Source organism: Bifidobacterium sp. FKU (assembly GCF_026016385.1).
In the GTDB taxonomy this organism is placed as follows: Bacteria; Actinomycetota; Actinomycetes; order Actinomycetales; family Bifidobacteriaceae; genus Bifidobacterium; species Bifidobacterium infantis.
Genome location: NZ_CP092888.1, coordinates 1,408,046 through 1,432,012, shown reverse-complemented (window position 1 = coordinate 1,432,012; position 23,967 = coordinate 1,408,046). Strand labels below are relative to the sequence as shown.

Genomic DNA, 23,967 nt, shown 5'->3' with positions numbered 1-23,967 from the left:
AAGGCCTTGTGCTATGACAGCTAGCGATTCAGCAGCTTTTGGTGATATCGTCCAACCGGACCGCCTTGCCCCTGTCGAAGGTGTTCATAGTGAGATCGACGGGTTTGGTCTTGATGAACGCTGACAGCGCCGCGTGCGGCGGGTTGTCGATCAGATGGGCGATGGGAACGATCGCTTCCTCGACGCTGACGCCCACACCTGTGCCATAGTCGTTAAGCAGTACAAGACTCGGCAAATATCGTTCCAGGATCTCGGCGGTGCCAGCAATTTCCGGTTCGGTGGACCTCGATAGCACCTTGACGACGGCGTGAAGTGCGTCAAGCTGCTTGCGATTGATGATATAACCATCAACGAGATGCTGCTTCAGAACTGAGTTGGCCCATCGCCGGAAATAGATGCCTTCCTTGGACTTGACGCGGTATCCGACCGACAGGATCATATCCAAGTTGTAATGCTCGACTTGGTATGTCTTACCGTCAGATGCAGTTGTCGCAAATTCTGCGACAACTGAAAATCCATTGAGCTCTTCCCTCAATGCATTGCCGATATGCTTGCCGATTGTTTTGATATCGCGGCCAAACAGCAATGCCAATTGCTGTCTGTTAAGCCACACCGTGTCCTCGTCTACCTTCACATCGAGGTGCACGGTGTGGTCCGCGCTCTCGTACTGCCGGTCGAGAACCGGGTGGCAGCATCAGCATGTTCTGTACGACGAACTCGCCAGCGAGGAAATCCAGCACACTCACCGAACCGGTCTTTCCGCTGACTTTCATGAAATCGGAGTTGAACAGGTTCACGGCCGGCAGAATCAGTATGAATGACGGCGGCCGGATCCAAAGCCGCGACCGCCGCACGTTTCGCGACACCGAGCGGCCGGCCAAGCTCGATAACCGTGATCCGCTTCTGTTCGCCGGCGAATTCGTCCGCAAGCCGGCCGCCTTTGATGAACAGGAATCACCCGCACAACTCCTGCAATTCGTTGAGCTGATGGCTGGAGATGAGCATGGCGATGCTGCGGTCGCGATACCGCCAAAGCCCCACAAGTTCAAGCACCGGGCGGATTGGGAGGTGCGGGCGGCGGGTCGGACGATCACAGTGTGACCCGAATACGTTCATGAATCATCGAATCACACGGCGAGGCGAAATCGGGGATGGCGCGGCATCTGACGGAAACGGGATATGAGACGGGCCGACGGGCCGGGCGGCGAACAGGGCGAATCGTCGCCATCGTGCTGATCATGGCGTTGACGGTGGGCGGCGCGTTGGTGGTACGCCATCTGGGCGGCGTGCTGCAGTCGCAGTTATCGGCGAGTGTGTCACGGCTGACCGCGGGGCGTGCACCGTATGTGATTCACAACATGGCGCAGCAGCAGCGGGGAAACGACTACTTCGCCTTTAAGAAGCACGTGACGGTCACCGGGCACTACCGTCTCGACGCTTCGAAAGTGCCGCAGAACGTGCTCAAGGCTTGGCGGTGACGGTCGGGGCGGCGTCGGCATTGCCGGCTTTGGCTCCGGCTGCATCAGCTGAATCAGTGCCGGCCGCACTGGCGTTAGCACTATCGTCAGCGTTGACACCGCCGGCTTTGGCCTTGGCATCAGCCGCGCTCCCGCCATCGATCACCAGTCGCAGATAGTCGCGGTCGGCGGACTTGCGTTGCGGCACGAAACGACTGATGATGGAGTCCTTCTTGCCGCGGTTCTTCACATACAGGAAGCCGAACACGGAGAACACGACCGCGCCGATGAAGTTGACGATGAGATCCTCCATCGTGTCGATCAGACCGATGTCGAGATACCCGCCAAGACCTAGGTCGTGGCCGTTGACCGCGGCCTGCGTGATGTCGTTGAGGTGGATCACGTGATTGGTGTGCGTGGGGTCGAGCATCACCGAGCTGATGGAGTGTACGATGGCGTCCTTCTGCATGTCGACCCCGAACATCTGGTCCATGCCGAATTCGAAGAACTCCCAGATCACGCCGATGGTCATGGAGAAGCAGAAGGAGACGATTGCTAGATACAGGGGCGAAAGCTCGAACTTCACCCGACTGGACCGGTTGAGCAGGTCGACCAGCGAGAAGCCGATCGCCGCGGCGAGGAAGCCGTTCATCGTATGCAACACCGTGTCCCAGAACGGGAAGATTTCATAGAACGAACTGATCTCGCCAAGAATCTCGGACGAGAACACGAACACCAGCACGATGACCTCAAGCACCGAAGGCAGCTCGATGCGGAACCGCACTTGGATGAACGCCGGCGCCAACAGCAGCAGCAACGTCAGGATGCACAGGAACACGTTCTCATAGTTCCCGTTGAAGAACTGGAGCACGGCCATGACGAGCACCAGTATGCGCAGCACGGCGTAGACCGCGAACGAGCTTTTATGCTCGCGGATCTCCATGCGCATGGCCTGGCCCATGGTTTTCCAGCGTGCATGCAGCGACGGCTTGCGCGGCTTGCCTTGCTGTGGCTGACCGGACTGGTCGTTCTGCAGGTTGGCGTATGTTGCCGTTTGGTTCCGCGATTGTTTCTCGATCATCCTCGCCTCTTTCTCGCACTGTTCTCGCGCCAGTATATCCGATTTACAAGAAAAAGCATTCATCTGGGGATCTTGAGTCAATTCTGTAATGCATTGCAGCCATGCTTTTCGTTTACTAGATGGATTCGTTCGTCCGCATGAATCGAATTTGACCCTTAAGAGCATATGATGCATAAATACATGGAAAGGAGAAGTTGATGACTCCGATTGAATTGTCAACCCGACGCCGGGTTACGGGACTGACCTCGGACGAGTTCGCTAGGCTGTTCGTTTCACTGCAGCGCGAGGTGGACGGCGAGGCCGCGCAATGGAGCGCTACGGATGTCGAATCCTGGGAGCTGGTTGGCCCGCCGGTGACTGCCGAGCAGCATCTCATCGACACGTTTGCCGCGGCCAATGAATTCGTGTCCACGCTGGCCGATCGGCTTTACCACACGATTATGCCGGTTACGGAGGATTCGGTCATCACCGCATACTCCGATGACATCACGTTCTGGGGTTCCCATCCAGATCTCGGCGGTGTGCCGCACGCGCTCTGGAACATCGCCGCATTGCAGGCGGCGGAATGGGCTCGCAAGGAGACTGGCATCACTTGCGAACTGGATGTACGCAAGCCGTTGGTGTGAACTTTGGAATTCGAAATCGCCGCGAGAAGCGAATGTCGTTTTTGAACATTTGCTTGTGCTACCGATTATTGAAGTGACTCATTGAGATAGTCGCGCAGTACCAAGGCATGATTGACTTGCGGGTCTTTGGCCGCATACAGCAGCGTCACGTCGGGATGCTCCGCGCAGATACAGCGCAGGTCTTCGACGACGGTATTGGCGTCAAGTTCGGCAACGTACCGGGCTTGGAATTCCGCGAATTTCGCGGGGTCATGGCCGAACCATTTGCGTAGCGAGGGAGAAGGGGAGACGGCCTTCAGCCACAGGTCCAGGGCCGCGCGCTCCTTTGTCATGCCGCGCGGCCACAGGCGGTCCACCAGCACGCGGAACCCGTCCGATGCTGCCGGCTCCTCATATATGCGCTTGATTGCAATCCCCATATATTCCATGATTGGCGCGTGCTCATAAAAAGTCAAGAGGCGGCGCACGGCAAGGAGCAATCCGTTGCTGCGGGAATGTGGAGAACCATTGAGATTGCAGTCTGCATGAGCCGTTGAAATTCATTTGATGGTTGCCGAGTTGACGGATTCCATTCACTCACGCTATGTATAATTATTCGTGAGCTGGATATTTGCGCGGGAACGTCGCAAGTAAGGCTCACCACAACTCAAGAATAATCGAACAGTATTGTCAGCAATTTCAGTAGTTCCATGCACACATGTACTAAGGAGCAACCATGAGTTTGATCGATGATGCGAAGGATCTTGCCAAACAGGCCGGCAGCAAAGTTGCCGATACGGCCCGCGATATCAAAGACAAGGCTACCGACAAGGCCTCTGACCTGGTGGACAAGGCCGGGGATGCGCTCGACGAGGCCAAAGCCAAGGCGGATGTCGCCAAAGCCGAGGCCGCCAAGAAGGCCACTGAGGTCAAGAACGACGCCAAGGAGGCTCTCCGCGAGAATGCGGAGAGCTGATTCGTGGCTTTGATCCCGCAATGAGTGCGAGGGGCGGTGGCGTTCGGTTATCATCATCCGAACATCACCGCCCCTCGCGGTTTATTATCTGTTTGCCGGCCTTCTATTGACCTATGAATGGGGATGGACGGCATTCCAATCAAATATGGCTTTTTATTGTGTTGTATCTATTGTTCGGATATACGCAATCCGCAAGGCAAAGAACCGGAGCTGGAACCCGGAACAAAATGTAATCGTTCAATCAGTGTTGATTGGCCCACGGCATGGATAGATCGTCTTCGCTGTCAGACGCTTTTCTGCGTTTCCGCCACCATTGTTGCAGGAAGTAAATGCCGTAACAGACTACGATGAACACGAGCTCAGCCACAAGCGCGAACCGTTGCTCGGCATCGAAAACCACCAGCACGAACGATGCGGTGCACAGGATGAACGCCGCCCAGGAAACATAAGGGTAGCCAGGCGTGCGGTATTTGAGTTCATCAGCGGAATGGCCAGATGCCAGCCAACGGCGGCGGAACACAATCTGGCAGTAAGCGATGGCAATCCACACTACCACGGCGGACAGGCCGGACAGCGCCACCAGCACCAGATACACGGTCGAGGCGGCCACCACGGACGAGAGCAGCGCCAGAAGGCCTCCCGCCATCGCGGCGCACAATGCGAGCATCGGCACGCCTCGGCGGTTCGTCTTGGCGAACCAGCGCGGAATCATGCCTTCGTTACCCATCGACCACACCATGCGCGTGGAAGCGTACAGGCCGGAATTCGAGGCGGAAAGCACGGCCGTGAGCACCACGAAATTCATGATGTCGCCCGCATAGGGGATGCCGATGCTGTTGAACACGAGCACGAACGGGCTTTCGCCCACGCCGGCCTGACGCCACGGAATCAGCGCGCACATCACGGTGATTGAGCCGATGAAGAAGAGCACCAGACGCCACAGGGTGGTGTGGATGGCTTTCGGCACGGCGGTTTCCGGGTCGCGCGTCTCACCGGCGGTCACACCAATGAGCTCGGTGCCGGAGAACGCGAAGTTGACGGTCAGAATCGTCGCGAACACCGGCATGAAGCCGTTGGGAAAGACGCCGTCCTTGATGAGATTGCCGAACATCGGGGCATGTTGGTAGCCGGCGACCGGGATGACGCCGAAGATGGCGAGCGATCCGATGACGATGAACGCGCAGATGGCGAACACCTTAATTGAAGCGAACCAGAACTCCGCTTCGGCGAAGAAACGCACCGACAAGGCGTTCAGAGTGAAGATGAGTGTGATGCACGCCGCGCTCCACGCCCATGTGGGACTGTTCGGGAACCAGCGCTGCATGAGCAGCCCGGCGGCGGTGAATTCGGAGCCGAGAGCCACCGTCCAAGTGAGCCAATATTGGATCGCGATCACGAAACCGGTACCCGGGCCGATGAACTTTTCGGCATACACATGGAAGGAACCGGTCACCGGCATGGCCACGGACAGTTCGCCGAGCGTGAGCATGACCAGGTAGACGATCAACGCGCCGATGCCATACGCCAGAATGGTGCCGATGGGGCCCGCCTGCTGGATGGTGTATCCGGAGCTCAGGAACAGGCCGGTGCCGATCACGCCGCCCAACGAGATCATCTGCAGGTGGCGCGACTCCATGCCGCGCTTCAGGTTGGTATGCAGCGCGTGCTCGCCTTTGCCGTCATGTGGCGACTCGGACTGGCTGATTTGCGCTGGTTGGTTCACCTGTTCCGGCTGGTTTTGACGGCCATCCGTCTGAATCTGCGGTTCCTGTTGCGAGGACGGCGACTGCTTTGCCATGTCGGTATCGGGCTGACTCATGCTTCTCTCTTTGCCATGCGTGCGTTCCGTGGACGTCATCGTGACGGCCCGAAATAGTATACCCGCACCGGGGATATAGTTACACCGGGCGATGCATTGAGCCAAATTCAGTTTCGAGGGGCTGATTTCGTGCTTGTCGGAGGTCTACTCCCGTTTCAGGGGGCTGGTCAACTGCCAGATCGCGGATAGAAATGGCATTACTCCAACGTCATTCCGTTGTTTTTGACCAGTAGCTACTTTGGCATCAGCCCCTCGAAACGGAGATAGATGTTCCGCAAAGTCAAAATCAGCCCCTCGAAACGGAGATGGGCACTTTGCAGCGTCTACTTCACCTTCTGAATGCGCAGCACGAACACGGCGGCGCACACGGCCATGATGATGGAGATGGCGAATGCAGGCGTAAAGCTCCGGTCGCGGTCTTTACCGTCGAGGTGATGGTGGGGCCCACCGCCTGGCCGAGCGTGGTGGCCAGGTTGAGGATGCCGAGGTCCTTGCCGGCCTCTTCCTTGTTCGGCAGCACGTCGACGTTGAGCGCTTGGTCGATGGCTGAGTACACGCCGTAGCCGAAGCCGGCGATGCCCGCATACAGGTACATGCCCGTGACGCTCGGCATGATCCACGGCATCGCGGTGCCAATCGCGAACAGCAGCGAGGCGATGATGACTGGTACCTTGCGCGTGTGCATCTTGTCGGAGATCGGGCCGGAGATCAGCGAAGCGGTCAGGGAAACGACCATGGTGATGATGGACATGGTGGCGATGGTGCTGGCAGCCTCGGTCTTGGTCTGGTGCACGTAATCCTCGACGATGTAGAGTTGGTACACGGAGATCATCTGGTAGCTGAGCAACATGCACACTCGGCAGCCGAACGCCTTGTAGAAGTCACGCGAGGTGGAGAACTTCGGGAAGTGGAAGGAGACAGCGAGATCCTTGAGCGTCATCTTGGTGCGTTCCATGTCCTTTGAGGATTCCTCGCGAGGTCAGATGTCAAGCGCCACGAATCCGGAAGCCCATGATCACGGCGCCGATGATGAAGCCGGCTTGCGCATTGTTGATCATGCGAGAGCCGATCATGGTGCCGATGGGCTGGCCGACGACCATGCCGCCGCCGTAGAAGGAGGAGACGGTGCCGCACAGCTTAGGCATCGCGATTATGTGCCTCGTGCTCATCATCAGTATCTGTCTATTGCCTCTCTTCTTCTCCCAAATGCGCGCGACGCAGCGTATGCAGGTGCTCCAACCGCAAATCCAACGTATCCAACGCAAGTACGCCGCGCGTAAGGATCCGCGTTCCAAAGAAGCCATGCAACGTGAAATTATGGCTTTGCAGCAGCGGCATAACGCCAATCCGCTCGGTTCATGCCTGCTTTCGCTGATTCAGGCGCCGATTCTGTGCTCGCTGTTCTACACGCTGCAATCCCTGCCCGCAAGCGCCGCCGGGAATGCGGAACCGTTGAGCGGCATCGACCGCGTCATGGCGGGCGACATCGAATCATCGTCCATATTCGGCGTGCGCATCGCCGACTCGTTCGGCACGGTCGTCTCGCCGCAGTCGCACGTCGTCATCGGCGTGGCCGTGGCGTTGATGTGTCTGATGTTGTTCGCAATGCAGTGGCTGCTCATCCATCGCAATACGCCGAAGGACGCCATGGATTCACCGCAGTTCCGCACGCAGAAGCTGACCGCGTTTGTGTTCCCGGCCATCTACGTGGTGTCGGGCGGCACCTTGCCGTTCGGCGTGCTGCTGTACTGGCTGACCAATAACCTGTGGAACTTCGGCCAGACGCTCTGCCAACTGCGATGGTTTCCGGCGCCCGGATCCGAGGCGGGGGAGCGCAAGGCCGAACGCGACCATGAGCGGGAGAACCGGCGCCGCGCCGCCTCCGGATTGCCGTCTTTGGAAGAAGAGCGCGCGGCGGCCGCGCGTGAGGAGGCCCACGTGCGCCGCGAGCGTGAAAAGTCGGTCGCCAGCCGCAATCGCAGACAGCGCAAGAACGTGCAGCTCGCCAAGCGTTGATGGCACATGGGAGAGGTTACGGGGGATGCGCTGAGACCCTCGTCCCCGGAACGGTTCGAAGTGCTATACTGCTTGCACTACGCTGCGATGCCTGAGCGCAAACGGATCCAAGACCTTACGATGACAGGATGAACGATGATGGCCACGAACCGCACGTTACTGGAACAGGCCCGAGAATTGCAGGCGCTGGCCCAGACCGGACTGATGTACTGCAAGGACCCCTTCGACCGGGAGCGCTACGAGCGTATCCGCGCGATGGCGGCCGACATGCTCTCCACGCAGGTTGATGCGCCGGCCGGACAGGTGAGTCGACTGCTCAGCGCCGGATATCCGACGCCGAAACTCGACACTCGTGCGGCCATCTTCGATGAGGAAGGCAGGATCCTCATGACGCATGAGAACAGCGGGGAATGGTCACTGCCCGGAGGCTGGGTCGACGAGAACCAGTCCATTCGGTCCAACACCGTCAAGGAGGTCAAGGAGGAGACTGGGCTCGATGTGAGGGGCGAGCGACTCATCGCGGTGCAGGACTGCGCCAATCACAACGCGCTGACCTATCCGTACGGGGTGCTCAAGTTCTTCGTATTGTGCAGCCGCGCCGGCGGTTGGTTCTCGGCCAACATCGAAACGACGGAAATCCGCTACTTCGAGGAAGACCGGTTGCCGCGTCTTTCGGAAACAAGAAACACCGCGGAACAAATCGCCATGTGTTTTGCGGCCCACCGCGATCCCGACTGGATGACGCTATTTGAGTGAACCCCGTGAAGGCATCCGCACATGCGCGTTGCGCGGCGCCGCCTGGTCATCGTGCCGACGGCGAGCATCGGTTCCGAACACTGACGCCGAACCGTCGAAGCCGTTCCTGTGGAAAATCCGTGTCCAGGCCATGCAGAACCAGGTGGCCATCGTCATGTGCAACCGGGTCGGCAAGGAAGGCGATGTGACGTTCGCCGGCCAATCGGTGGTGGTGGACCCGTACGGCAACGTCGTCAGCAAGGCCGACGACCAAGAACAGTTGATTATCGCCGACATCGATCTCACACAGACCGCAGCAGCGCGCAAACAGCGGACATTCCTGGAACTGCGACGACCCGAATGGTACGACTGAAGGGGCGAATGGGTAATAAGCAATGTCACGATTCGCCGCACCCATCAGCCGCATTCGTGCCGGCCTACAGATACATGACCGTACGCAGATTGCAGCCAGCTGGTGCAAGGCGGGAATGTGAAGTCATTGTGCGTTTGCTTCGCGAAGCCGCGCAATGCCGGATTCAAAGCAGCTGCTCATCATTGCTATGGATGCGGGACTGAATGGTCACTTCTCTTGGACCGCCGGTCTCACTGGGAGCTAGCGCGTCACCGTCGTTGTTCCAGAAGCGCAATGCGCCTTGTCGGGTCTCATCGTTGACGGATAGCAAGAGATCTCCCTCAAATAGTGTGCGTGCTGTGCGATGCTCCGAACGAGCATCTTGATGTTCTGCACGAAGCATGAGGTTCCTGCCCCAACGATCCGGCATGCAGTCTTGAAAGATGCGATGCATCGCATTATGCTCGGCCGGGAACGTTCCGGGGGAGAGGGGCATCTCTGGACAGAGGGATACTGCGTTTGAAGAGCGCATATAGGCCGTATCGTATGTGAAATGTGCCGATTCGATGCCGCGCCTGATACTGGTGAATAATTTCCCGACGGTGACGTCTGTGCCGTTGAACTGCAGGGTGACGATTGCTTCCATGATGTGTTGCGCCTCCTGCTGTACTATCGAATACGTTTCGGAGTGTCTTCGTCGGCGCGTAATTTGCCGATATCTGTGTTAAGAGGGTCCGTCGCTTGCTGTACGCCGTCCAGCAGTCCAAGCAGACGAGCAATGCGGAGGAAGTTCTCAAAGCTGCCATTACCCGTACGCAGCATTTTGGTGACCGTTGGCATGGATAATCCAGCCCGCTCGGCCAGCAAGGCTACGGGAATGCGCTGTTGTCTGCGCGCCAAATTGAGGTTGGCGGATATCTGACGCATCGCCCGACTGACCGGGATTGGTGTGCGTGTCGGCATATTGGCACCTCCTATCCCAAATTTGTGTTGAAACATTATTATGATTTACAATTTAGTCCAGCAGTTGAAACGATTGTAAAAAAAGATAAGAAAAATCCTAAAAGAGTTCTTAGAGATGTAAAGAAACAATTACAGAACAATGGAATTGGGACAAAATCGCAACAAGCTTTAAAATTACAACATGAATTAAAAAAAGAATATAAATCTAATTCCAAACATAAAAAGCAAATGGACGCAGAACAAAAGTTTAAGTTGAAGCAACAAAAGAAAAAAGCAAAACACAGAGGACATTAAATGATGTTGCAATATCATAAACTAAATATTTTATAAGTTCATATCTACACAAAGCAGTTAGTCTTATGATTGACTGCTTTTTCTTGCCAAAATTTCAGATCGGAGTGATGACATGGTGTCTGTTAGAGCTGTTCAATAAGATTATCGGAGCATAAAATTTTATTGTAGTGCTGATATGAGAATGTTATAATGTGGATATGAAAAAACGATAAACGGTAATTTAAAAAGGGGAAATGAAAAAGTGGCAATTTCAAATATAAATACAATTATTAGTAATGATATTCAAAAAGTTTGGAACATTGTTTTAGCTGTTGATAAATAGGGTCTTCGGAATATATAGTGGAATTACTTTCTTAATAGTTTAAAAACAACTGGTGTTTAAATCGGATTTTCTGGTGGGATGTTAGGAAAATCAATAGTATTATATAAAAGTATCAATCACATACGAGTGATACTTTGGGAAAAAAATAAAATAGTCCAATTTACTTGACCGTGTACTATGGTACATGGTTTATAATATTCAGGGGGTGAAATAAGATGATTTATCGCATTAGTGAGTTTGCAGATAAATGTGGAGTTAATAAAGAAACGATCAGATATTACGAGCGAAAAAATTTATTACAAGAACCTCACCGAACGGAAGCTGGTTATCGGATATATTCATATGATGACGTTAAGCGTGTTGGGGTTATTAAACGAATACAGGAACTTGGTTTCTCTTTAAGCGAGATTTATAAATTACTTGGTGTTGTAGATAAAGATGAAGTTCGTTGTCAAGATATGTTCGAATTTGTTTCTAAAAAACAAAAGGAAGTGCAAAAACAAATAGAGGATTTAAAACGAATTGAAACTATGTTAGACGACTTAAAACAACGATGTCCAGATGAAAAGAAATTACATTCGTGTCCAATAATAGAAACATTATAACATGAGAGATTAATTAACGAAAGGAGCTTTTTTATGAATAAATTTAAGGTAAACATTTCAGGAATGACTTGTACGGGTTGTGAAAAACACGTAGAATCAGCACTTGAAAAGATAGGTGCTAAAAATATTGAGTCTAGTTATCGTCGTGGTGAAGCAGTATTTGAACTGCCCGATGATATTGAGGTTGAAAGTGCAATAAAGGCGATTGATGAAGCAAATTACCAAGCCGGAGAAATTGAAGAAGTATCATCACTAGAAAACGTGGCGTTAATTAATGAAGACAATTATGACCTTCTTATTATTGGTTCTGGTGCTGCTGCCTTTTCTTCGGCAATTAAAGCTATAGAATACGGTGCAAAAGTTGGAATGATTGAGCGTGGAACGGTTGGGGGAACCTGTGTGAATATTGGCTGTGTTCCGTCAAAAACTCTTCTTAGGGCAGGGGAAATCAATCATTTATCAAAAGACAATCCGTTTATAGGTTTACAAACATCCGCTGGAGAAGTGGATTTAGCTAGTTTAATCACGCAAAAGGATAAATTGGTGAGCGAACTTCGGAATCAAAAATATATGGATTTAATTGATGAATATAATTTTGATTTAATTAAAGGTGAAGCAAAATTCGTTGATGCTAGTACGGTTGAGGTCAATGGGACAAAGTTATCTGCAAAACGCTTTTTAATTGCAACAGGTGCATCGCCTTCGTTGCCCCAAATTTCAGGACTTGAAAAAATGGACTATTTAACTAGTACAACACTTCTTGAGTTAAAGAAAATACCAAAACGATTAACTGTAATTGGTTCAGGATACATTGGAATGGAGCTTGGACAACTATTTCATCATTTAGGTTCAGAAATAACGCTTATGCAAAGAAGTGAGCGACTTTTAAAGGAGTATGATCCTGAGATTTCAGAGTCAGTTGAAAAAGCGTTAATTGAACAGGGTATAAACCTTGTCAAAGGGGCGACTTTTGAGCGTGTTGAACAAAGTGGAGAGATAAAAAGGGTTTACGTAACAGTAAATGGCAGTAGAGAAGTCATTGAATCAGATCAGTTACTTGTTGCCACTGGAAGAAAACCAAATACGGATTCTTTAAATTTAAGTGCAGCAGGTGTTGAAACTGGAAAAGATAATGAAATCCTGATCAATGATTTTGGTCAAACAAGTAATGAAAAGATTTATGCAGCAGGAGATGTGACTTTAGGACCACAATTTGTATATGTAGCAGCCTATGAAGGTGGAATTATTACTGATAATGCTATTGGTGGATTAAACAAAAAAATAGATTTATCGGTAGTTCCTGCTGTTACGTTTACGAATCCGACGGTTGCAACGGTTGGTTTAACAGAAGAACAAGCAAAAGAGAAAGGGTATGATGTGAAGACATCTGTATTACCTTTAGATGCTGTTCCAAGAGCAATTGTAAACCGTGAAACAACCGGTGTATTTAAACTAGTAGCAGATGCAGAAACACTAAAAGTATTAGGGGTTCATATTGTATCTGAAAATGCAGGAGATGTCATCTATGCAGCATCATTAGCTGTTAAATTTGGCTTAACGATAGAAGATTTAACAGAAACCCTAGCACCATATTTAACAATGGCTGAAGGGCTAAAATTAGTTGCACTTACGTTCGATAAAGATATTTCGAAATTATCTTGTTGTGCAGGCTAAGGGAACTTTTTTACAACTCCCTATTCAAGTGAACCAGCTAATGCTTTAAGGGATTTTCTAAGTGCATTTGTGGTCACAAAAATAATTTAACACTGATGATTTCGACATCAAATCTATAATTGATACCTTAACACCGCAGAGTAATAAAGGATGAATAATATGTCAGACTTATTATCCCTACCAGACATTAAAACAATAGAACCGCCACAAGAAAATGAAACCGATATGATGTTTAAAGTTGAAGCAGTCGGACCACCTGAACGTTGTCCTAAATGTGGTTTTGACAAGTTGTACAAACACAGTTCAAGAAATCAACTAATTATGGATTTGCCCATTCGTTTAAAGCGAGTGGGCTTACAATTGAACCGTAGACGATACAAGTGTCGTGAATGCGGATCTACCTTCTGGGAACGCCTAATATCTGTAGATGAAAAGCGTAGTATGACCAAAAGGCTTTTAAAGTCCATTCAAGAGCAATCCATGTCTAAGACCTTTGTAGAAGTCGCAGAAAGCGTTGGTGTTGACGAGAAAACCATTAGGAACGTTTTTAAGGACTATGTGGCACTCAAAGAACGTGAATACCAGTTTGAAACTCCTAAGTGGCTTGGGATAGACGAGATACATATTATCCGTAGACCTCGGCTTGTATTGACTAATATTGAACGCAGGACTATTTATGACATCAAGCCTAACCGTAACAAGGAAACAGTCATCCAACGTCTTTCAGAAATCAGTGACAGGACTTACATTGAGTACGTCACAATGGATATGTGGAAGCCCTACAAAGACGCAGTGAACACTATCCTTCCACAAGCTAAAGTTGTCGTAGATAAGTTTCATGTAGTTAGAATGGCTAATCAAGCCTTAGATAACGTCAGAAAGTCTTTGAAAGCCCATATGAGCCAAAAAGAAAGACGTACCCTTATGCGTGAAAGGTTTATCCTTCTAAAGCGTAAACACGATCTAAATGAACGTGAATCATTCCTCTTAGATACTTGGTTAGGTAATCTTCCTGCTTTAAAAGAAGCCTATGAACTCAAAGAAGAGTTTTACTGGATATGGGATACTCCTGATCCAGATGAAGGTCATCTTCGTTATAGTCAATGGAGACACCGTTGTATGTCCAGCAACTCTAAAGACGCATATAAAGACCTCGTGAGAGCCGTAGACAACTGGCATGTTGAAATATTCAACTACTTTGATAAAAGGCTCACTAATGCTTATACGGAGTCAATTAACAGCATTATTAGGCAGGTAGAGCGAATGGGTAGAGGTTACTCGTTTGATGCCTTACGAGCCAAAATCCTTTTCAATGAGAAGCTCCATAAAAAGCGTAAGCCACGATTTAATTCAAGTGCTTTCAATAAAGCTATGTTATACGATACTTTCAATTGGCATGAAGTGAATGATCACGACATTACAGACAACTTAGGTGTCGATTTTTCCACACTTATTAAGAATTTGGAGAAGGGTGATTTATAAGCCCTTTTCCACCATAAAATCCGAATACCCGATAAATATAACTCATGGCGAAGTGATTTGAGCAAAACAGAAATAATAAATGACAAACAATTTATTGAATACACAAAAAATGGATATGCTACTACATTTACCGTTACCGTTGTAGAACCATATAAACGCTGGGAATTTGATATGGATAATAGCAACATGAAAGGTCACTGGATTGGTATTTTTACAGACAAAGGGAATGAAACACAAATAGACTTTACAGAAAATGTGATACCTAAAAAGTGGTTTATGAAACCTTTTGTAAAAACCTATTTGAAAAAACAACAAAAGCAATTTGTTCTGGACTTAAAGAAAGCATTGGAATAATAAAATTCAAGATTGGAGATTTAGAAATGGCTTCAAGTAAAGATTATTTACAATTTGTTTTAGAACAATTATCAGAATTACAAGAAATTTGTATGGACTAGCCTTATGCGGAGGTTACGCCAATATACGACAAGAACGAACCAACGTCAGCCCGGAATCTTTTCGACGATGGTGTTCAAGGTGTCGAAAGTCTCATCGATTTGGTCCACTACCTGCTTGCCCTGGTTGACCATTTCGGTGATCTGTTCCGTGCGGGGTTGCGGCAGCGCATAAATCGACGTCTTGACGCGCTTCAAGACCGCACCGGCGTCGGACAGGTCCTGCTTGATGGAAGCGATTTTGGGAATGGAAAGCGTGCCGTCGGAGAAGTTCATGCCGGACAGCAGCTCTTCGATATTGAAGTCCACCAGCGTGCCCTGCGCGGCACTGTCGATCTTAGGCAGGGCGTTGGTCGCGGCGTCGGCGGCCGCATCCAGCATGCCGCGCACCGCCTTCACGTCCGAACCGTAATACAGCACGTATTCGGCGGCCTGCCATAGCATGCCCTGGGTTTCGTCTCGCGCCGCGACGATGTGACTGCCAGCGCTGTCCATCTGCTCAAGCGCCTGCTTGAAGTCGCCCTGCCCGACGGATTGCTGTGCTTCAGCCGCATATTCGCCCGCCTGCTGCGCCTCGCCGATCACCCGTTGTACCGACTGCCAGAACAGCCAGCCGGAAATGCCCGACGCCAGCAGAGCCGCGACCAGTATCGTGAGAATTACGGTGCCGATATGTTTGCGCTTAGCCATAGGACCAATGTACCTTTTGTCCCATCTAGCGCCATTGTGTTCTGGCCTTTAGTCCATCAAAGTGTCCAACAGACTTGTCTTCTCTGAAGAAGCGCATGGAAATCAGTTATAGTCGATTCTCTCCTGTAGCTGGCGAAAAACAGATATAGTTGAATTGGACTAACGGGTTTTATGTAGGGGTGCCGAGGAGGACAACCATGAATCAGGGGAGGGGTCGACTGGAACGAATTCGGTGATGGAGGGCTTTGCGAAATCCCCGGTCAATCGATTTGCTGACTGGTTGGGATGGGGATTCGTCTTCCTCGGAGCGGGTATAGGATCGTTTCTGGGTGTCGTCGCGTACGTTCAACACTGGATTAGCTGACGGCTTCGAATAGTTCTCCGACCGCTTCTCGGATTTGCCGGGTGGCATGAGGTTTTCGACCGCTCACGTAGTGGCGGCGACCTCACGCTAATCAGTAATACATACTTTGATCTAGCAGACCCTACGGCTAAGGCTAGGAGGCCGACGATGGGAAACCGCGTATGGAAAGGTGAACCTTCCGCTGGTGGCCGGGCCGGAACGATCATCGCTTTGGGCATCGCGGCGTTGGTAGTGGCGGGAGTATGGTTCGGATGGACTCGATACTAGGGCTATAGTCCGGTTTCGAATCTGTCGCAGACGTTCTCGATCTCATTTTCCGAGGATGCGCGGGCAATCGTCAGCAAGGACGAGGAAAGCTTTCATGGGGACGGATACCGGTACGTGAAGGTCGCCGCTGACCCAGAACAAGTCGACGGCACCATTCTGGACGGCAGGGATTACTCCAGTGGCCAACTGCCCCAGGAGAACATCCGCATAATCAAGGAAGCGGATGCGACCCTGCGATTGAACCTGGGAACACAGCTCGATGCGCTCTACGACCGGCCTCATAAGGAGATAACCAACGAGGGCGGCACGCTGATCATCATCCATGATGCCGATTCCTCGGAATGGCATTTCTTCGAATGCCTCGTCTGAAAGCTGAGCACTCCCGAAACATATGCGATTGTCCTGAAGAAGAGCCCAGACCAACCAAGCCCCGATTATCCAGATAAAAAGAAACCCCCAGTGCATCACGGCTGAGTCGAAGACCGTCCGGAGAGGCCCTTTGGGGGAATTCTTGATATATCATAATGAGCCATGAGCCGACAGTCAAATTCAACAACTGATTTCCTCTCACGGACTCCAAGGAAAGGAAGTCCGCGGGAGAAGGCGCTGCGCGCGTGCATTACCGATGAACGGCTTGCCACCTACAATTATGAGGCTCAAAGACGTTCATGCCCAGCGCTAGAGCTGTACCTGTGGGATCACGACATGGCCAGCGCCTGTATGGGCGACATCGCCATCCTCGAGGTCGCTCTGCGCAACCGCATGGACCGGCAACTCTCCCTCCTCGCTCTGGAGCAGAATGGCACTGAAGACTGGTATATGGCAGGGCTACAATTCGATGACCGAACCCAGTACCAGATTCGTGAAGCGTGGAACCATCTCACCCCGCACCAGCGAAAAAATCATACGCATGGCCATCTCATAGCGTCATTGACATTCGGATTTTGGCGCAATCTCTTGGAAGACGGCGGAACAATCCACACGAAGTGGCCAGACCAGCGCCGTGCAGATTATGAGAACGATTTATGGCGCAAAGGACTCGATAAGACATTCTCCAATGGGCGCCAGTATGCCCGTGCAGTGGAAGAACGCTGGACGAGAAAGTACGCGCTGGATATCGTAAAAACAGTGCATGCCCTGCGTAATCGGGTCGCTCACCATGAGCCGCTTGTCAACGGCATACCTCTGCCGGGTGAGAATCGACGGATTGCATTGGAGAATGCGACGCAGGCGTGCTTCGCTCTGGCGATGATCCTGGACCGAGACCTACACGCATGGTTGATGGATAACAGCAAGATGAAACTTGTGCTCGAACACGAGCTGAAGCCTAATGAATAGGTAGTGAGTATCGTTTTCGCCAATCATCTCTTCAGTGGGAATGGCAATGAGCTGCAGCGACACCAACAGATTCCTTAGGATCCGACACCGGCACGTCCGGCCTGGTATGCGGGTTATGGCAGTGCTCGATCGCCACCGCGGGCGAACCCGTGCCCCACATGACATGGAAGTCCTTGGAAACGGCCGAGATCATCGCGCACATCGCATCCAGGGCGAACGGATCATTGTCCAATACGGGCGATACGGATCGACCGCGCCGCAGCCCCGGCCATGTCATCATGTCCCATGCCGCTCATCGTGGCCACGGTCGCAGCCGGACAAAACCTGCTATCATGCGATTACTTGACACGATGTTGCGCTTTTGGCCATGCGCAGGTTGAATGGGATTGCGCCACGAAAGGATATGCCATGAACGATCTGCTGATTATCGACATGCTGCCCACGTACGGGCTGCTGTTCTACCTGCTGATCTCGGTATTCGTCTTCGTGGGATGCCGTGGTCTGCGCCGGAGGACCTCGGATCGTGGCCTGCTGCGTTTTGCCGTAGGCGCGTTCTTGGTTGTTTCCGCGCTCGGCGCCGTGTTCGCTGCGCTGGTGTATATCATGGCAGCGCCTTTGGCGCAGCCGGATATGGTCGACTTCTACCGCACGTACCGGCCAGGAGCTCTGATCTTCCTGCTGGGATTGTTCATCATACAATTTGTCTTCGGCGTCGCTGCCGTGTATCGGGGAAAGTAACCTATGGTGTGTTTACGCTAGTTGGTTTTGCTGGCGTTTTTGAGTTGGATGGTGATGAGGATGAGTTGGAGGTTGGCGAGGAAGGTGGCGTCGAGCCTGTCGTAGCGGGTGGCGGCCTTGCGGTGGTGCTTCATGCGGTTGAGACGCGTTCGACCATGTTCCGTCCCTTGTGCGCCTGCCTGTCGTAGTCCCATGGGTCCGTGCGGTTCCTCTTGGGCGGCACGACCGCGTGCTGGTGGACCTTCACGCTCGTGGAGTCCATGGCGAGCACCCGAACCTCGACGGCGATGATCCGCTCCTCCTGCAATGCCGTGAACAGGCGCTCCATCGCGCCGTTCCCGGACCAGCGGTCGAACCGCCGGCAGACGGTGATCCACTTGCCGTAGCACTCCGGCAGGTCCCTCCACGGGGCTCCCGTCCTGCACATCCACAGCAGGGCGTTGACGAACCTGTAGTTGTCGACCGCCACGTTGCCCCTCTGTCGCGGCAACAGGTGCGCGACCCTCATGAACCGGTCAAGCGTGATGCCATACCCCGGCGTACACACACGCCAATCATCACACAAAACCTAAATAATGTAAACACACCCTAGTGCGACTGATGGGATATTTCGGCGTTGTATGCACACAACGAACACGAAAAGGGACCGTCGGATTGCTCCGATGGTCCCTTTTGCGTCGGTTATGAACCACGTCCAATCACGGACCCGTTTCGACCGACGAAGGTCAGGCGAGAATCACTTCTTGTCGCCTTCGTGCTTAACCTGCGCCTTACGCGCCGACTCCTCGGCGGAGGCGATGATGTCGTCGGCCGACAGCGGCTTGACACGGCACCACACCTCGAAGAGGATTCCGATGACCAGCATGATGATGCCGGTCCACAGGTTGATCGCAATGCCGTTGGTGTCGGCACCGTTCATGTTCGGTGCCACGATGCCAACGATCGTCACGATCACACCGTAGATGACGAACAGGATCGCGATCAGACGACGCAGGTCGTTGGTGCGGGCCGCCTTAACGGCCTGATCCTTTTCGGCCTGGGTCAGCAGGCTCTTGGTTTCTTGCGTTTCATCAGTCATTTCATACACTCCTTAAATCTTTCCACCTGCGGTTTAGAAGAACGGGATGTAGAACACGAGACCGAGGGTGAAGATCACGGAGCCGAGAATGAGCGGCTTCTTGTACCACGGAACCTTCACTGTAGAGACATCCTTTCCGGCTTCCTTGGCGGCGTGCTTGGCGTCCTCAAGTTCCTCGGCGGAGGCCTCCTTGAAGTACTTGATGCCGTTGGTGCCGAAGGTCAGGCCCTCGAGCTCCTCATCGGTCTTGGACTTGGTGAACGGCGTAAGCACAGCCGCCGCGATCCAGGTCGCGAGGCAGGAGATGATGGCGCCGTACCAAGTCTCGGCGGTGGCGGAACCGAAAATCGGGTTGCCGGCCGCGACGGACTGCAAGTACAGGATGTAGGTGACGAGCGGGGCGAGAATGCCGCACACGTAGCCGACGGTGCCGGCGACGTTGGAGACGCGCTTCCACACCAAGCCGAGGATGAACACGGCGAACAGCGGGGCGTTGAAGAAGCTGAACAGCGTTTGCAGGTATGTCATGATGTTGCCGAACTGCGAGGCGATCCAAGCGGTGAACACGGAGATGAACACGCCGATGACGGTGATCCAGCGGCCCATGTTCAGGTAGTACTTGTCGTCCTTGCCGGGCTTGACGTAGTCCTGCCACAGATCGTAGGTGAACACGGTGTTGAACGAGGAGACGTTCGCGGCCATGCCGGCCATGAAGGAGGCCATCATACCGGTGATTGCCACGCCGAGCACGCCGTTCGGCAGGTACATCTTGAACAGGTACGGAATGGCTTCGTTGTACTGCAGCACCGGGTGGTCACCAGCGAACAGGTTGCCCACGGTAGCGGCGGCGATCAGGCCAGGGATGATGATAATAATCCAGATGAGCATCTTCGGGATGGCGCCCAGGATAGGCGTCATACGGGCTGCGGTCATGCTCTTCGCGGCGAAGGCGCGCTGCACCTCGGTGAAGTTCGTGGTCCAGTAGCCGAAGCCGAGCACGAAGCCGAGGCCCATAAGGATGGAGAACCAGTCGCCACCGACCGGGTTGGTCACGTTGCCGAGGCCGGTGCCGGCCCAAGCGTGGATGGAACCGCTCCAGTCCTGCATGCTGTCGAGCTTGGCGGTCAGGCCGGACCAGCCGCCCACGTGGGACAGACCGATGACAGTGACCGGGATGAGGGCCGCGACGATGACGAAGAACTGCATGACCTCGTTGTAGATTGCGGAGGTCAGACCACCCAGCGTGATGTAGGCGAGCACGAACACGGCGGACACGATGATGGCGGTCCATTGGGTCCAACCCAGCATGGCCTGAAGAATCAGGGCCATGGCGTACAGGTTGATGCCGGCCTGCAGAATCGTGGAGACGGCGAAGCACAGCGATACGATGATGTGCGCGCCCTTGCCGAAGCGCTGGTACATGAACTCAGGCACCGAGCGCACGCCGGAGCCGTAGTAGAACGGCATCATGAAGATGCCGAGGAACACCATGCCCGGCACGGCGCCGATCAGGTAGTAGTGGATGGTCGGCATACCGATCTGGGCACCGTTAGCGGCCATACCCAGAATCTCGGTGGCGCCTAGGTTGGCGGCACAGAATGCCAAGCCTGCAATCCACGCCGGCATGGAACGGCCGGCGAGCAGGAAGTCTTCACTGGACTTCTGCTGCTTGTGGATGGAGTAACCAATCCACACGATCATGGCGAAATAGATGATGAGGATCAGCCAATCCACCCAACTCAGCGACAGGCGAATCGCGGATTCTCCAGCAGCAAGATCAATCATGCCTCTCCCTCTTTCTTCCTTGAATATATTTTGCGTGGGTGTAAGCAATCAGACAGCAAATGTCACTGATTGCGTTGCCAAGTGCACAAATTAGTCCCAAATACAAAAAATTTCAAGGAGGCGATACACGGCTTTGCCGGATGCTTCTGAAACGATTTGCCTCAATCGCGCATATCTTGCTTGCATTTCGTGAGACCGGCACAGTGTCATTTGAACATTGAGCTTCTCCCGCTGAAGCGTATTCACCATTTTGGAAAGCGATTACAACCTCACAAAAACCGTCAAAAACACACAAACCGAGTATGGTCGTCGATACGTATCAAATGAACATCGAACAGAATAGTTAGGGTGTGTTTACATTATTTAGGTTTTGTGTGATGATTGACGTGTGTGTACGCCGGGGTATGGCATCACGCTTGACCGGTTCATGAGGGTCGCGCACCTGTTGCCGCGCCAGAGGGGCAACGTGGCGGTCGACAACTACAGGTTCGTCAACGCCCTGCTGTGGATGTGCAGGACGGGAGCCCCGTGGAGGGACCTGCCGGAGTGCTACGGCAAGTGGATCACCGTCTGCCGGCGGTTCGACCGCTGGTCCGGGAACGGCGCGATGGAGCGCCTGTTCACGGCATTGCAGGAGGAGCGGATCATCGCCGTCGAGGTTCGGGTGCTCGCCATGGACTCCACGAGCGTGAAGGTCCACCAGCACGCGGTCGTGCCGCCCAAGAGGAACCGCACGGACCCATGGGACTACGACAGGCAGGCGCACAAGGGACGGAACATGGTCGAACGCGTCTCAACCGCATGAAGCACCACCGCAAGGCCGCCACCCGCTACGACAGGCTCGACGCCACCTTCCTCGCCAACCTCCAACTCATCCTCATCACCATCCAACTCAAAAACACCAGCAAAACCAACTAGCGCAAACACACCCTAGATAAGGTTTGCGGCCGTTGGCCGAGCAGTAGTAGTGTGGTTTGCTGTGTCAACAGGAGGAGTGTGACCAATGCGGCTGATTGAGACATGGCTGGCGGACCAGGAACGCGCGTTTGACTTGTTCGCGAAATTCCCGGCGGAGGAGATGGGATTCGAGAACCCAGCGGCCGGCATGAATCGTGAACGGTTCGCCGCATATGTGCGAGGGTTGCGTGATGAGTCGCTTGGCGTCGGCCTGCCGGACGGCTGGGTGCCAGCCACCAAATACATTCTCGTCAACGATGAGGGCGACTATGTGGGCATCTTCAACCTGCGTCACCGGCTCACCGACTTCCTGCGCAACGGTCCGGGCCACATCGGCTACGGTGTCGCCCGCGAATATCGCGGCCATGGCTATGCGACCGCCGGGCTCAAGCTCACGCTTGCCAAGGCCCGCGAGCTCGGCATCAAAGAGGCTTACCTGAGTGTCCACAAAACCAATCCGGCAAGTCTTGCGGTGCAGCAGCATTGCGGCGCACGTATCGACCATGAGGACAAGACGGAATACTACACACGCATCGCCACCTGCACGGAGAGCGATGGCCTCTATGCGCGAGGCGATTGACGGCGCCTCTCGCGTATAAATGGCCGATTATCAATCGGTTTTAATCGATTTCGCCTCGGTCGATAAAGTCGCCGTCGAGGAACCAATAATCGTGCGGATTTCCGCGTAGCGCCGTGAACGGCGTCAGTTCCACGCCCTGCGTCGCGGCTTTGCTCAGCAGATAGGCGCGGATAATCCACGAATACTCCAGCACGCCCGACTTGAGGGTGATGATTTGCTCCACTCTGCTGCCGCTGACGCCAAAATCCTTGCCGATCCGTTCTGCGGTCAGACCCAGCCGGCTCATGCTCTCCTGAAATTCGCGGATAGTCGCCGCGCGCTGCTCACTGGAATACGCCGTCAGAGTAGTTGATCATTTCGAGTTCCGGGCCCACGTCTTCGGTTTGAGTCAGGCCGGTCTCATGGAAGCCGATGTGACGGTAGAAACTTTGGGCGTTGGTGTTGAATCCGGCGACCCACAAGGCGAGCCGATCGTTGCCGATGGCGCGTTGGCCCGCCTCAACCAAAGCACGGCCAACGCCATGACGATGGCAAGATTCCAACACATATAGCGAAGCCAGTTCCGCAGCCTCGGACCGTTTGATTGGCGAGCGCGGCGTTTGCAGAAGCTCAGCAAAACCAATCACGTGGTTGTTCTCCAAAGCGACCAATACGACCTGATTGGGTTCTTTTGCGTGGCTGCGCGTCAGTTTGAGCGCGAATTCGGGAGTGATCGCATCCACGATTTCCTGCGGAATATGCCCCTGATTGAGTTCGCGCCACGTGTACGACTGAACTTGGGCCTTTTCCTCAAACCATTGCGGCTCAATCGGAACAATACGAATCGTCATACCGTTCATAGTAGAACACTTTGTTCGGGGAATGTCAATATGCTGTCATGCGATCACATGACAGCATATTGATTATCGAGGAAGAGATAATCGACCATTAGGGGGAATCAGCGGCACTGAAGACCCACATCACACGCTTGCCATCGACCCGCAGCTCATCATCGAGCACAACGCCATCGCCGGCTACTTCAATGGCGAAGATTTCGTCAAGCCACTGTGACGGAAGATTGGGGCTGCCGTTCAACCGCAAATTTTCTGTAAGCAGCTCTACAACCCGCAAAACTCTAATACTGTTGCATTGGCGCCTTAATCATCCATAGTTAAGGCACCAAAGCTTCATCAGGAATATGGACTTTGATGGACACCTCTTGGGTGGTAATTCCCTCTTCGTCTTTTAGACCGCAATAGGTTATCTGCGAAGAAGAGAGTGCGAAGAAACTTGACATGCGCTCGATTGCTTCAAATGTGCTATATCCTTTTTGCTAGACGATATCTTGAATGAGTGTA

General features: G+C 53.0%; 32 protein-coding genes and 1 pseudogene. 17 read left to right on the top strand and 16 right to left on the bottom strand.

The annotated features are described in order from the left end of the window. Positions 1–28: 28 nt before the first annotated feature. The gene (gene rhuM / locus MMB48_RS06530) at positions 29–646 is read right to left on the bottom strand and encodes a RhuM family protein (protein ID WP_235685094.1); all 618 of its coding nucleotides are present in this window, start codon (positions 644–646) and stop codon (positions 29–31) included. A gap of 167 nt (positions 647–813) precedes the next feature. On the opposite strand from rhuM, the gene MMB48_RS06525 reads away from it, so the two are divergent. Beyond that, positions 814–1,101, top strand: coding sequence for a hypothetical protein (locus MMB48_RS06525; protein WP_230581185.1), 288 nt, complete (start codon positions 814–816; stop codon positions 1,099–1,101). Positions 1,102–1,151: 50 nt separating this feature from the next. Continuing rightward, on the top strand, positions 1,152–1,478 hold the full coding sequence (locus tag MMB48_RS06520) for a hypothetical protein (RefSeq protein WP_032743753.1): 327 nt from the start codon (positions 1,152–1,154) through the stop codon (positions 1,476–1,478). Here MMB48_RS06520 and MMB48_RS06515 read toward each other — a convergent pair. Then, on the bottom strand, positions 1,462–2,418 hold the full coding sequence (locus MMB48_RS06515; protein WP_050496222.1) for a hypothetical protein: 957 nt from the start codon (positions 2,416–2,418) through the stop codon (positions 1,462–1,464). The two genes, MMB48_RS06520 and MMB48_RS06515, sit on opposite strands and share 17 nt — an antisense overlap. Before the next feature lie 317 nt (positions 2,419–2,735). Between MMB48_RS06515 and MMB48_RS06510 the strand changes: the two genes are divergently transcribed. Beyond that, the gene (locus MMB48_RS06510) at positions 2,736–3,164 is read left to right on the top strand and encodes a hypothetical protein (protein ID WP_032743755.1); all 429 of its coding nucleotides are present in this window, start codon (positions 2,736–2,738) and stop codon (positions 3,162–3,164) included. A 65-nt stretch (positions 3,165–3,229) separates the two neighbouring features. On the opposite strand, the gene MMB48_RS06505 is transcribed toward MMB48_RS06510, so the two are convergent. Then, a complete protein-coding gene (locus MMB48_RS06505) occupies positions 3,230–3,583 on the bottom strand; it encodes a DUF488 domain-containing protein (RefSeq protein ID WP_032743756.1) in 354 nt (117 codons plus the stop codon). 296 nt (positions 3,584–3,879) lie between these two features. On the opposite strand from MMB48_RS06505, the gene MMB48_RS06500 reads away from it, so the two are divergent. After that, positions 3,880–4,119 carry a hypothetical protein gene (locus MMB48_RS06500; RefSeq protein ID WP_012577752.1) on the top strand — a complete coding sequence of 80 codons (240 nt, stop codon included), beginning with the start codon at positions 3,880–3,882 and terminating at the stop codon, positions 4,117–4,119. A gap of 241 nt (positions 4,120–4,360) precedes the next feature. On the opposite strand, the gene MMB48_RS06495 is transcribed toward MMB48_RS06500, so the two are convergent. From MMB48_RS06495 to MMB48_RS06485, 3 genes are all read right to left on the bottom strand, one after another. Further along, positions 4,361–5,938, bottom strand: a complete 1,578-nt coding sequence (locus MMB48_RS06495) for an amino acid permease (protein ID WP_032743757.1) — start codon at positions 5,936–5,938, stop codon at positions 4,361–4,363. A gap of 328 nt (positions 5,939–6,266) precedes the next feature. Then, a complete protein-coding gene (locus MMB48_RS06490; RefSeq protein WP_230581186.1) occupies positions 6,267–6,893 on the bottom strand; it encodes an MFS transporter in 627 nt (208 codons plus the stop codon). A gap of 31 nt (positions 6,894–6,924) precedes the next feature. Further along, on the bottom strand, positions 6,925–7,083 hold the full coding sequence (locus MMB48_RS06485; protein ID WP_032743780.1) for a hypothetical protein: 159 nt from the start codon (positions 7,081–7,083) through the stop codon (positions 6,925–6,927). Between MMB48_RS06485 and yidC the strand changes: the two genes are divergently transcribed. From yidC to MMB48_RS06470, 3 genes are all read left to right on the top strand, one after another. Continuing rightward, entirely contained in the window at positions 7,064–7,954 is an 891-nt protein-coding gene (gene yidC, locus MMB48_RS06480; protein ID WP_136527143.1) for a membrane protein insertase YidC, read from the top strand. The genes MMB48_RS06485 and yidC overlap by 20 nt on opposite strands. A 135-nt stretch (positions 7,955–8,089) precedes the next feature. Further along, a complete protein-coding gene (locus MMB48_RS06475) occupies positions 8,090–8,710 on the top strand; it encodes an NUDIX hydrolase (protein WP_080714697.1) in 621 nt (206 codons plus the stop codon). Further along, positions 8,703–9,062: a carbon-nitrogen hydrolase family protein gene (locus MMB48_RS06470; RefSeq protein ID WP_230581187.1), complete on the top strand. Its 360-nt coding sequence runs from the start codon at positions 8,703–8,705 to the stop codon at positions 9,060–9,062. The genes MMB48_RS06475 and MMB48_RS06470 overlap by 8 nt, the downstream gene beginning before the upstream one ends. Positions 9,063–9,225: 163 nt before the next feature. Here MMB48_RS06470 and MMB48_RS06465 read toward each other — a convergent pair whose 3' ends face one another. Both MMB48_RS06465 and MMB48_RS06460 read right to left on the bottom strand, forming a co-directional pair. Further along, entirely contained in the window at positions 9,226–9,687 is a 462-nt protein-coding gene (locus MMB48_RS06465) for a HipA N-terminal domain-containing protein (RefSeq protein WP_019727563.1), read from the bottom strand. Between the two features lie 23 nt (positions 9,688–9,710). Beyond that, on the bottom strand, positions 9,711–10,004 hold the full coding sequence (locus MMB48_RS06460) for a hypothetical protein (protein WP_032743759.1): 294 nt from the start codon (positions 10,002–10,004) through the stop codon (positions 9,711–9,713). A 27-nt stretch (positions 10,005–10,031) separates the two neighbouring features. Here MMB48_RS06460 and MMB48_RS06455 point away from each other — a divergent pair, with 27 nt between their 5' ends. The 5 genes from MMB48_RS06455 (at position 10,032) to MMB48_RS06435 (ending at position 14,735) form a co-directional block, all read left to right on the top strand. Beyond that, positions 10,032–10,298: a DUF2992 family protein gene (locus MMB48_RS06455; RefSeq protein ID WP_234884535.1), complete on the top strand. Its 267-nt coding sequence runs from the start codon at positions 10,032–10,034 to the stop codon at positions 10,296–10,298. Between the two features lie 537 nt (positions 10,299–10,835). Beyond that, positions 10,836–11,225: an Hg(II)-responsive transcriptional regulator gene (gene merR / locus MMB48_RS06450; RefSeq protein ID WP_080714099.1), complete on the top strand. Its 390-nt coding sequence runs from the start codon at positions 10,836–10,838 to the stop codon at positions 11,223–11,225. A 33-nt stretch (positions 11,226–11,258) separates the two neighbouring features. Further along, positions 11,259–12,899 (top strand): mercury(II) reductase, encoded by a 1,641-nt coding sequence (merA, locus tag MMB48_RS06445; protein WP_080714717.1) that lies wholly within the window; start codon positions 11,259–11,261, stop codon positions 12,897–12,899. Between the two features lie 159 nt (positions 12,900–13,058). Next, positions 13,059–14,381 carry an ISL3 family transposase gene (locus MMB48_RS06440; protein ID WP_032743809.1) on the top strand — a complete coding sequence of 441 codons (1,323 nt, stop codon included), beginning with the start codon at positions 13,059–13,061 and terminating at the stop codon, positions 14,379–14,381. Between the two features lie 18 nt (positions 14,382–14,399). Then, positions 14,400–14,735 carry an SRPBCC family protein gene (locus tag MMB48_RS06435; protein ID WP_050496272.1) on the top strand — a complete coding sequence of 112 codons (336 nt, stop codon included), beginning with the start codon at positions 14,400–14,402 and terminating at the stop codon, positions 14,733–14,735. A 146-nt stretch (positions 14,736–14,881) separates the two neighbouring features. Here MMB48_RS06435 and MMB48_RS06430 read toward each other — a convergent pair whose 3' ends face one another. After that, positions 14,882–15,523: a hypothetical protein gene (locus MMB48_RS06430; RefSeq protein ID WP_032744538.1), complete on the bottom strand. Its 642-nt coding sequence runs from the start codon at positions 15,521–15,523 to the stop codon at positions 14,882–14,884. 745 nt (positions 15,524–16,268) lie between these two features. On the opposite strand from MMB48_RS06430, the gene MMB48_RS06425 reads away from it, so the two are divergent. Together MMB48_RS06425 and MMB48_RS06420 are read left to right on the top strand one after the other, a co-directional pair. Further along, a complete protein-coding gene (locus MMB48_RS06425; RefSeq protein WP_003829406.1) occupies positions 16,269–16,523 on the top strand; it encodes a hypothetical protein in 255 nt (84 codons plus the stop codon). A gap of 162 nt (positions 16,524–16,685) precedes the next feature. Then, complete coding sequence (locus MMB48_RS06420; RefSeq protein WP_011068121.1) at positions 16,686–17,492, top strand: Abi family protein; 807 nt, start codon at positions 16,686–16,688, stop codon at positions 17,490–17,492. Between the two features lie 31 nt (positions 17,493–17,523). Here the strand turns inward: MMB48_RS06420 and MMB48_RS06415 are convergent, their stop codons facing one another. Further along, the gene (locus MMB48_RS06415; protein WP_230581249.1) at positions 17,524–17,772 is read right to left on the bottom strand and encodes a hypothetical protein; all 249 of its coding nucleotides are present in this window, start codon (positions 17,770–17,772) and stop codon (positions 17,524–17,526) included. Positions 17,773–17,900: 128 nt separating this feature from the next. Between MMB48_RS06415 and MMB48_RS06410 the strand changes: the two genes are divergently transcribed. After that, on the top strand, positions 17,901–18,230 hold the full coding sequence (locus tag MMB48_RS06410; RefSeq protein WP_016462930.1) for a hypothetical protein: 330 nt from the start codon (positions 17,901–17,903) through the stop codon (positions 18,228–18,230). Between the two features lie 130 nt (positions 18,231–18,360). On the opposite strand, the gene MMB48_RS06405 is transcribed toward MMB48_RS06410, so the two are convergent. From MMB48_RS06405 to MMB48_RS06395, 3 genes are all read right to left on the bottom strand, one after another. Beyond that, a complete protein-coding gene (locus MMB48_RS06405) occupies positions 18,361–18,738 on the bottom strand; it encodes a transposase (protein ID WP_176338721.1) in 378 nt (125 codons plus the stop codon). 228 nt (positions 18,739–18,966) lie between these two features. After that, complete coding sequence (locus MMB48_RS06400; RefSeq protein ID WP_012577722.1) at positions 18,967–19,308, bottom strand: hypothetical protein; 342 nt, start codon at positions 19,306–19,308, stop codon at positions 18,967–18,969. A 33-nt stretch (positions 19,309–19,341) separates the two neighbouring features. Next, the gene (locus tag MMB48_RS06395) at positions 19,342–21,093 is read right to left on the bottom strand and encodes a sodium:solute symporter family protein (protein ID WP_012577721.1); all 1,752 of its coding nucleotides are present in this window, start codon (positions 21,091–21,093) and stop codon (positions 19,342–19,344) included. A 427-nt stretch (positions 21,094–21,520) separates the two neighbouring features. Here MMB48_RS06395 and MMB48_RS06390 point away from each other — a divergent pair, with 427 nt between their 5' ends. Both MMB48_RS06390 and MMB48_RS06385 read left to right on the top strand, forming a co-directional pair. Next, positions 21,521–21,898 (top strand): transposase, encoded by a 378-nt coding sequence (locus MMB48_RS06390; protein ID WP_176338721.1) that lies wholly within the window; start codon positions 21,521–21,523, stop codon positions 21,896–21,898. A gap of 198 nt (positions 21,899–22,096) precedes the next feature. Next, positions 22,097–22,630, top strand: coding sequence for a GNAT family N-acetyltransferase (locus MMB48_RS06385; protein WP_025301224.1), 534 nt, complete (start codon positions 22,097–22,099; stop codon positions 22,628–22,630). Between the two features lie 40 nt (positions 22,631–22,670). Here the strand turns inward: MMB48_RS06385 and MMB48_RS06380 are convergent, their stop codons facing one another. The 3 genes and pseudogenes from MMB48_RS06380 to truD all read right to left on the bottom strand — a co-directional run. Continuing rightward, positions 22,671–22,916 carry a DUF2316 family protein gene (locus tag MMB48_RS06380; protein ID WP_080714751.1) on the bottom strand — a complete coding sequence of 82 codons (246 nt, stop codon included), beginning with the start codon at positions 22,914–22,916 and terminating at the stop codon, positions 22,671–22,673. Positions 22,917–22,953: 37 nt separating this feature from the next. After that, positions 22,954–23,469, bottom strand: coding sequence for a GNAT family N-acetyltransferase (locus MMB48_RS06375; protein WP_032744031.1), 516 nt, complete (start codon positions 23,467–23,469; stop codon positions 22,954–22,956). 311 nt (positions 23,470–23,780) lie between these two features. Next, a pseudogene (truD, locus tag MMB48_RS06370) lies at positions 23,781–23,927 on the bottom strand (tRNA pseudouridine(13) synthase TruD); the annotation flags it as partial. Positions 23,928–23,967 lie beyond the last annotated feature (40 nt).

Bases quoted from the DNA above. Each gene is read 5' to 3' on its own strand.
- MMB48_RS06420 (WP_011068121.1), top strand. From the start codon at position 16,686: ATGAGCCGACAGTCAAATTCAACAACTGATTTCCTCTCACGGACTCCA.
- MMB48_RS06405 (WP_176338721.1), bottom strand. From the start codon at position 18,738: ATGAGGGTCGCGCACCTGTTGCCGCGACAGAGGGGCAACGTGGCGGTC.
- MMB48_RS06385 (WP_025301224.1), top strand. From the start codon at position 22,097: ATGCGGCTGATTGAGACATGGCTGGCGGACCAGGAACGCGCGTTTGAC.
- MMB48_RS06520 (WP_032743753.1), top strand. From the start codon at position 1,152: ATGGCGCGGCATCTGACGGAAACGGGATATGAGACGGGCCGACGGGCC.
- merR (WP_080714099.1), top strand. From the start codon at position 10,836: ATGATTTATCGCATTAGTGAGTTTGCAGATAAATGTGGAGTTAATAAA.
- MMB48_RS06490 (WP_230581186.1), bottom strand. From the start codon at position 6,893: ATGGAACGCACCAAGATGACGCTCAAGGATCTCGCTGTCTCCTTCCAC.
- MMB48_RS06380 (WP_080714751.1), bottom strand. From the start codon at position 22,916: ATGAGCCGGCTGGGTCTGACCGCAGAACGGATCGGCAAGGATTTTGGC.
- MMB48_RS06510 (WP_032743755.1), top strand. From the start codon at position 2,736: ATGACTCCGATTGAATTGTCAACCCGACGCCGGGTTACGGGACTGACC.
- MMB48_RS06415 (WP_230581249.1), bottom strand. From the start codon at position 17,772: ATGATGACATGGCCGGGGCTGCGGCGCGGTCGATCCGTATCGCCCGTA.
- MMB48_RS06500 (WP_012577752.1), top strand. From the start codon at position 3,880: ATGAGTTTGATCGATGATGCGAAGGATCTTGCCAAACAGGCCGGCAGC.
- MMB48_RS06515 (WP_050496222.1), bottom strand. From the start codon at position 2,418: ATGGGCCAGGCCATGCGCATGGAGATCCGCGAGCATAAAAGCTCGTTC.
- MMB48_RS06525 (WP_230581185.1), top strand. From the start codon at position 814: ATGAATGACGGCGGCCGGATCCAAAGCCGCGACCGCCGCACGTTTCGC.
- merA (WP_080714717.1), top strand. From the start codon at position 11,259: ATGAATAAATTTAAGGTAAACATTTCAGGAATGACTTGTACGGGTTGT.
- MMB48_RS06390 (WP_176338721.1), top strand. From the start codon at position 21,521: ATGAGGGTCGCGCACCTGTTGCCGCGCCAGAGGGGCAACGTGGCGGTC.
- MMB48_RS06465 (WP_019727563.1), bottom strand. From the start codon at position 9,687: ATGGAAGCAATCGTCACCCTGCAGTTCAACGGCACAGACGTCACCGTC.
- MMB48_RS06375 (WP_032744031.1), bottom strand. From the start codon at position 23,469: ATGAACGGTATGACGATTCGTATTGTTCCGATTGAGCCGCAATGGTTT.
- MMB48_RS06485 (WP_032743780.1), bottom strand. From the start codon at position 7,083: ATGCCTAAGCTGTGCGGCACCGTCTCCTCCTTCTACGGCGGCGGCATG.
- MMB48_RS06495 (WP_032743757.1), bottom strand. From the start codon at position 5,938: ATGAGTCAGCCCGATACCGACATGGCAAAGCAGTCGCCGTCCTCGCAA.
- MMB48_RS06475 (WP_080714697.1), top strand. From the start codon at position 8,090: ATGATGGCCACGAACCGCACGTTACTGGAACAGGCCCGAGAATTGCAG.
- MMB48_RS06430 (WP_032744538.1), bottom strand. From the start codon at position 15,523: ATGGCTAAGCGCAAACATATCGGCACCGTAATTCTCACGATACTGGTC.
- MMB48_RS06505 (WP_032743756.1), bottom strand. From the start codon at position 3,583: ATGGGGATTGCAATCAAGCGCATATATGAGGAGCCGGCAGCATCGGAC.
- MMB48_RS06460 (WP_032743759.1), bottom strand. From the start codon at position 10,004: ATGCCGACACGCACACCAATCCCGGTCAGTCGGGCGATGCGTCAGATA.
- MMB48_RS06440 (WP_032743809.1), top strand. From the start codon at position 13,059: ATGTCAGACTTATTATCCCTACCAGACATTAAAACAATAGAACCGCCA.
- MMB48_RS06395 (WP_012577721.1), bottom strand. From the start codon at position 21,093: ATGATTGATCTTGCTGCTGGAGAATCCGCGATTCGCCTGTCGCTGAGT.
- MMB48_RS06410 (WP_016462930.1), top strand. From the start codon at position 17,901: ATGAACGATCTGCTGATTATCGACATGCTGCCCACGTACGGGCTGCTG.
- MMB48_RS06400 (WP_012577722.1), bottom strand. From the start codon at position 19,308: ATGACTGATGAAACGCAAGAAACCAAGAGCCTGCTGACCCAGGCCGAA.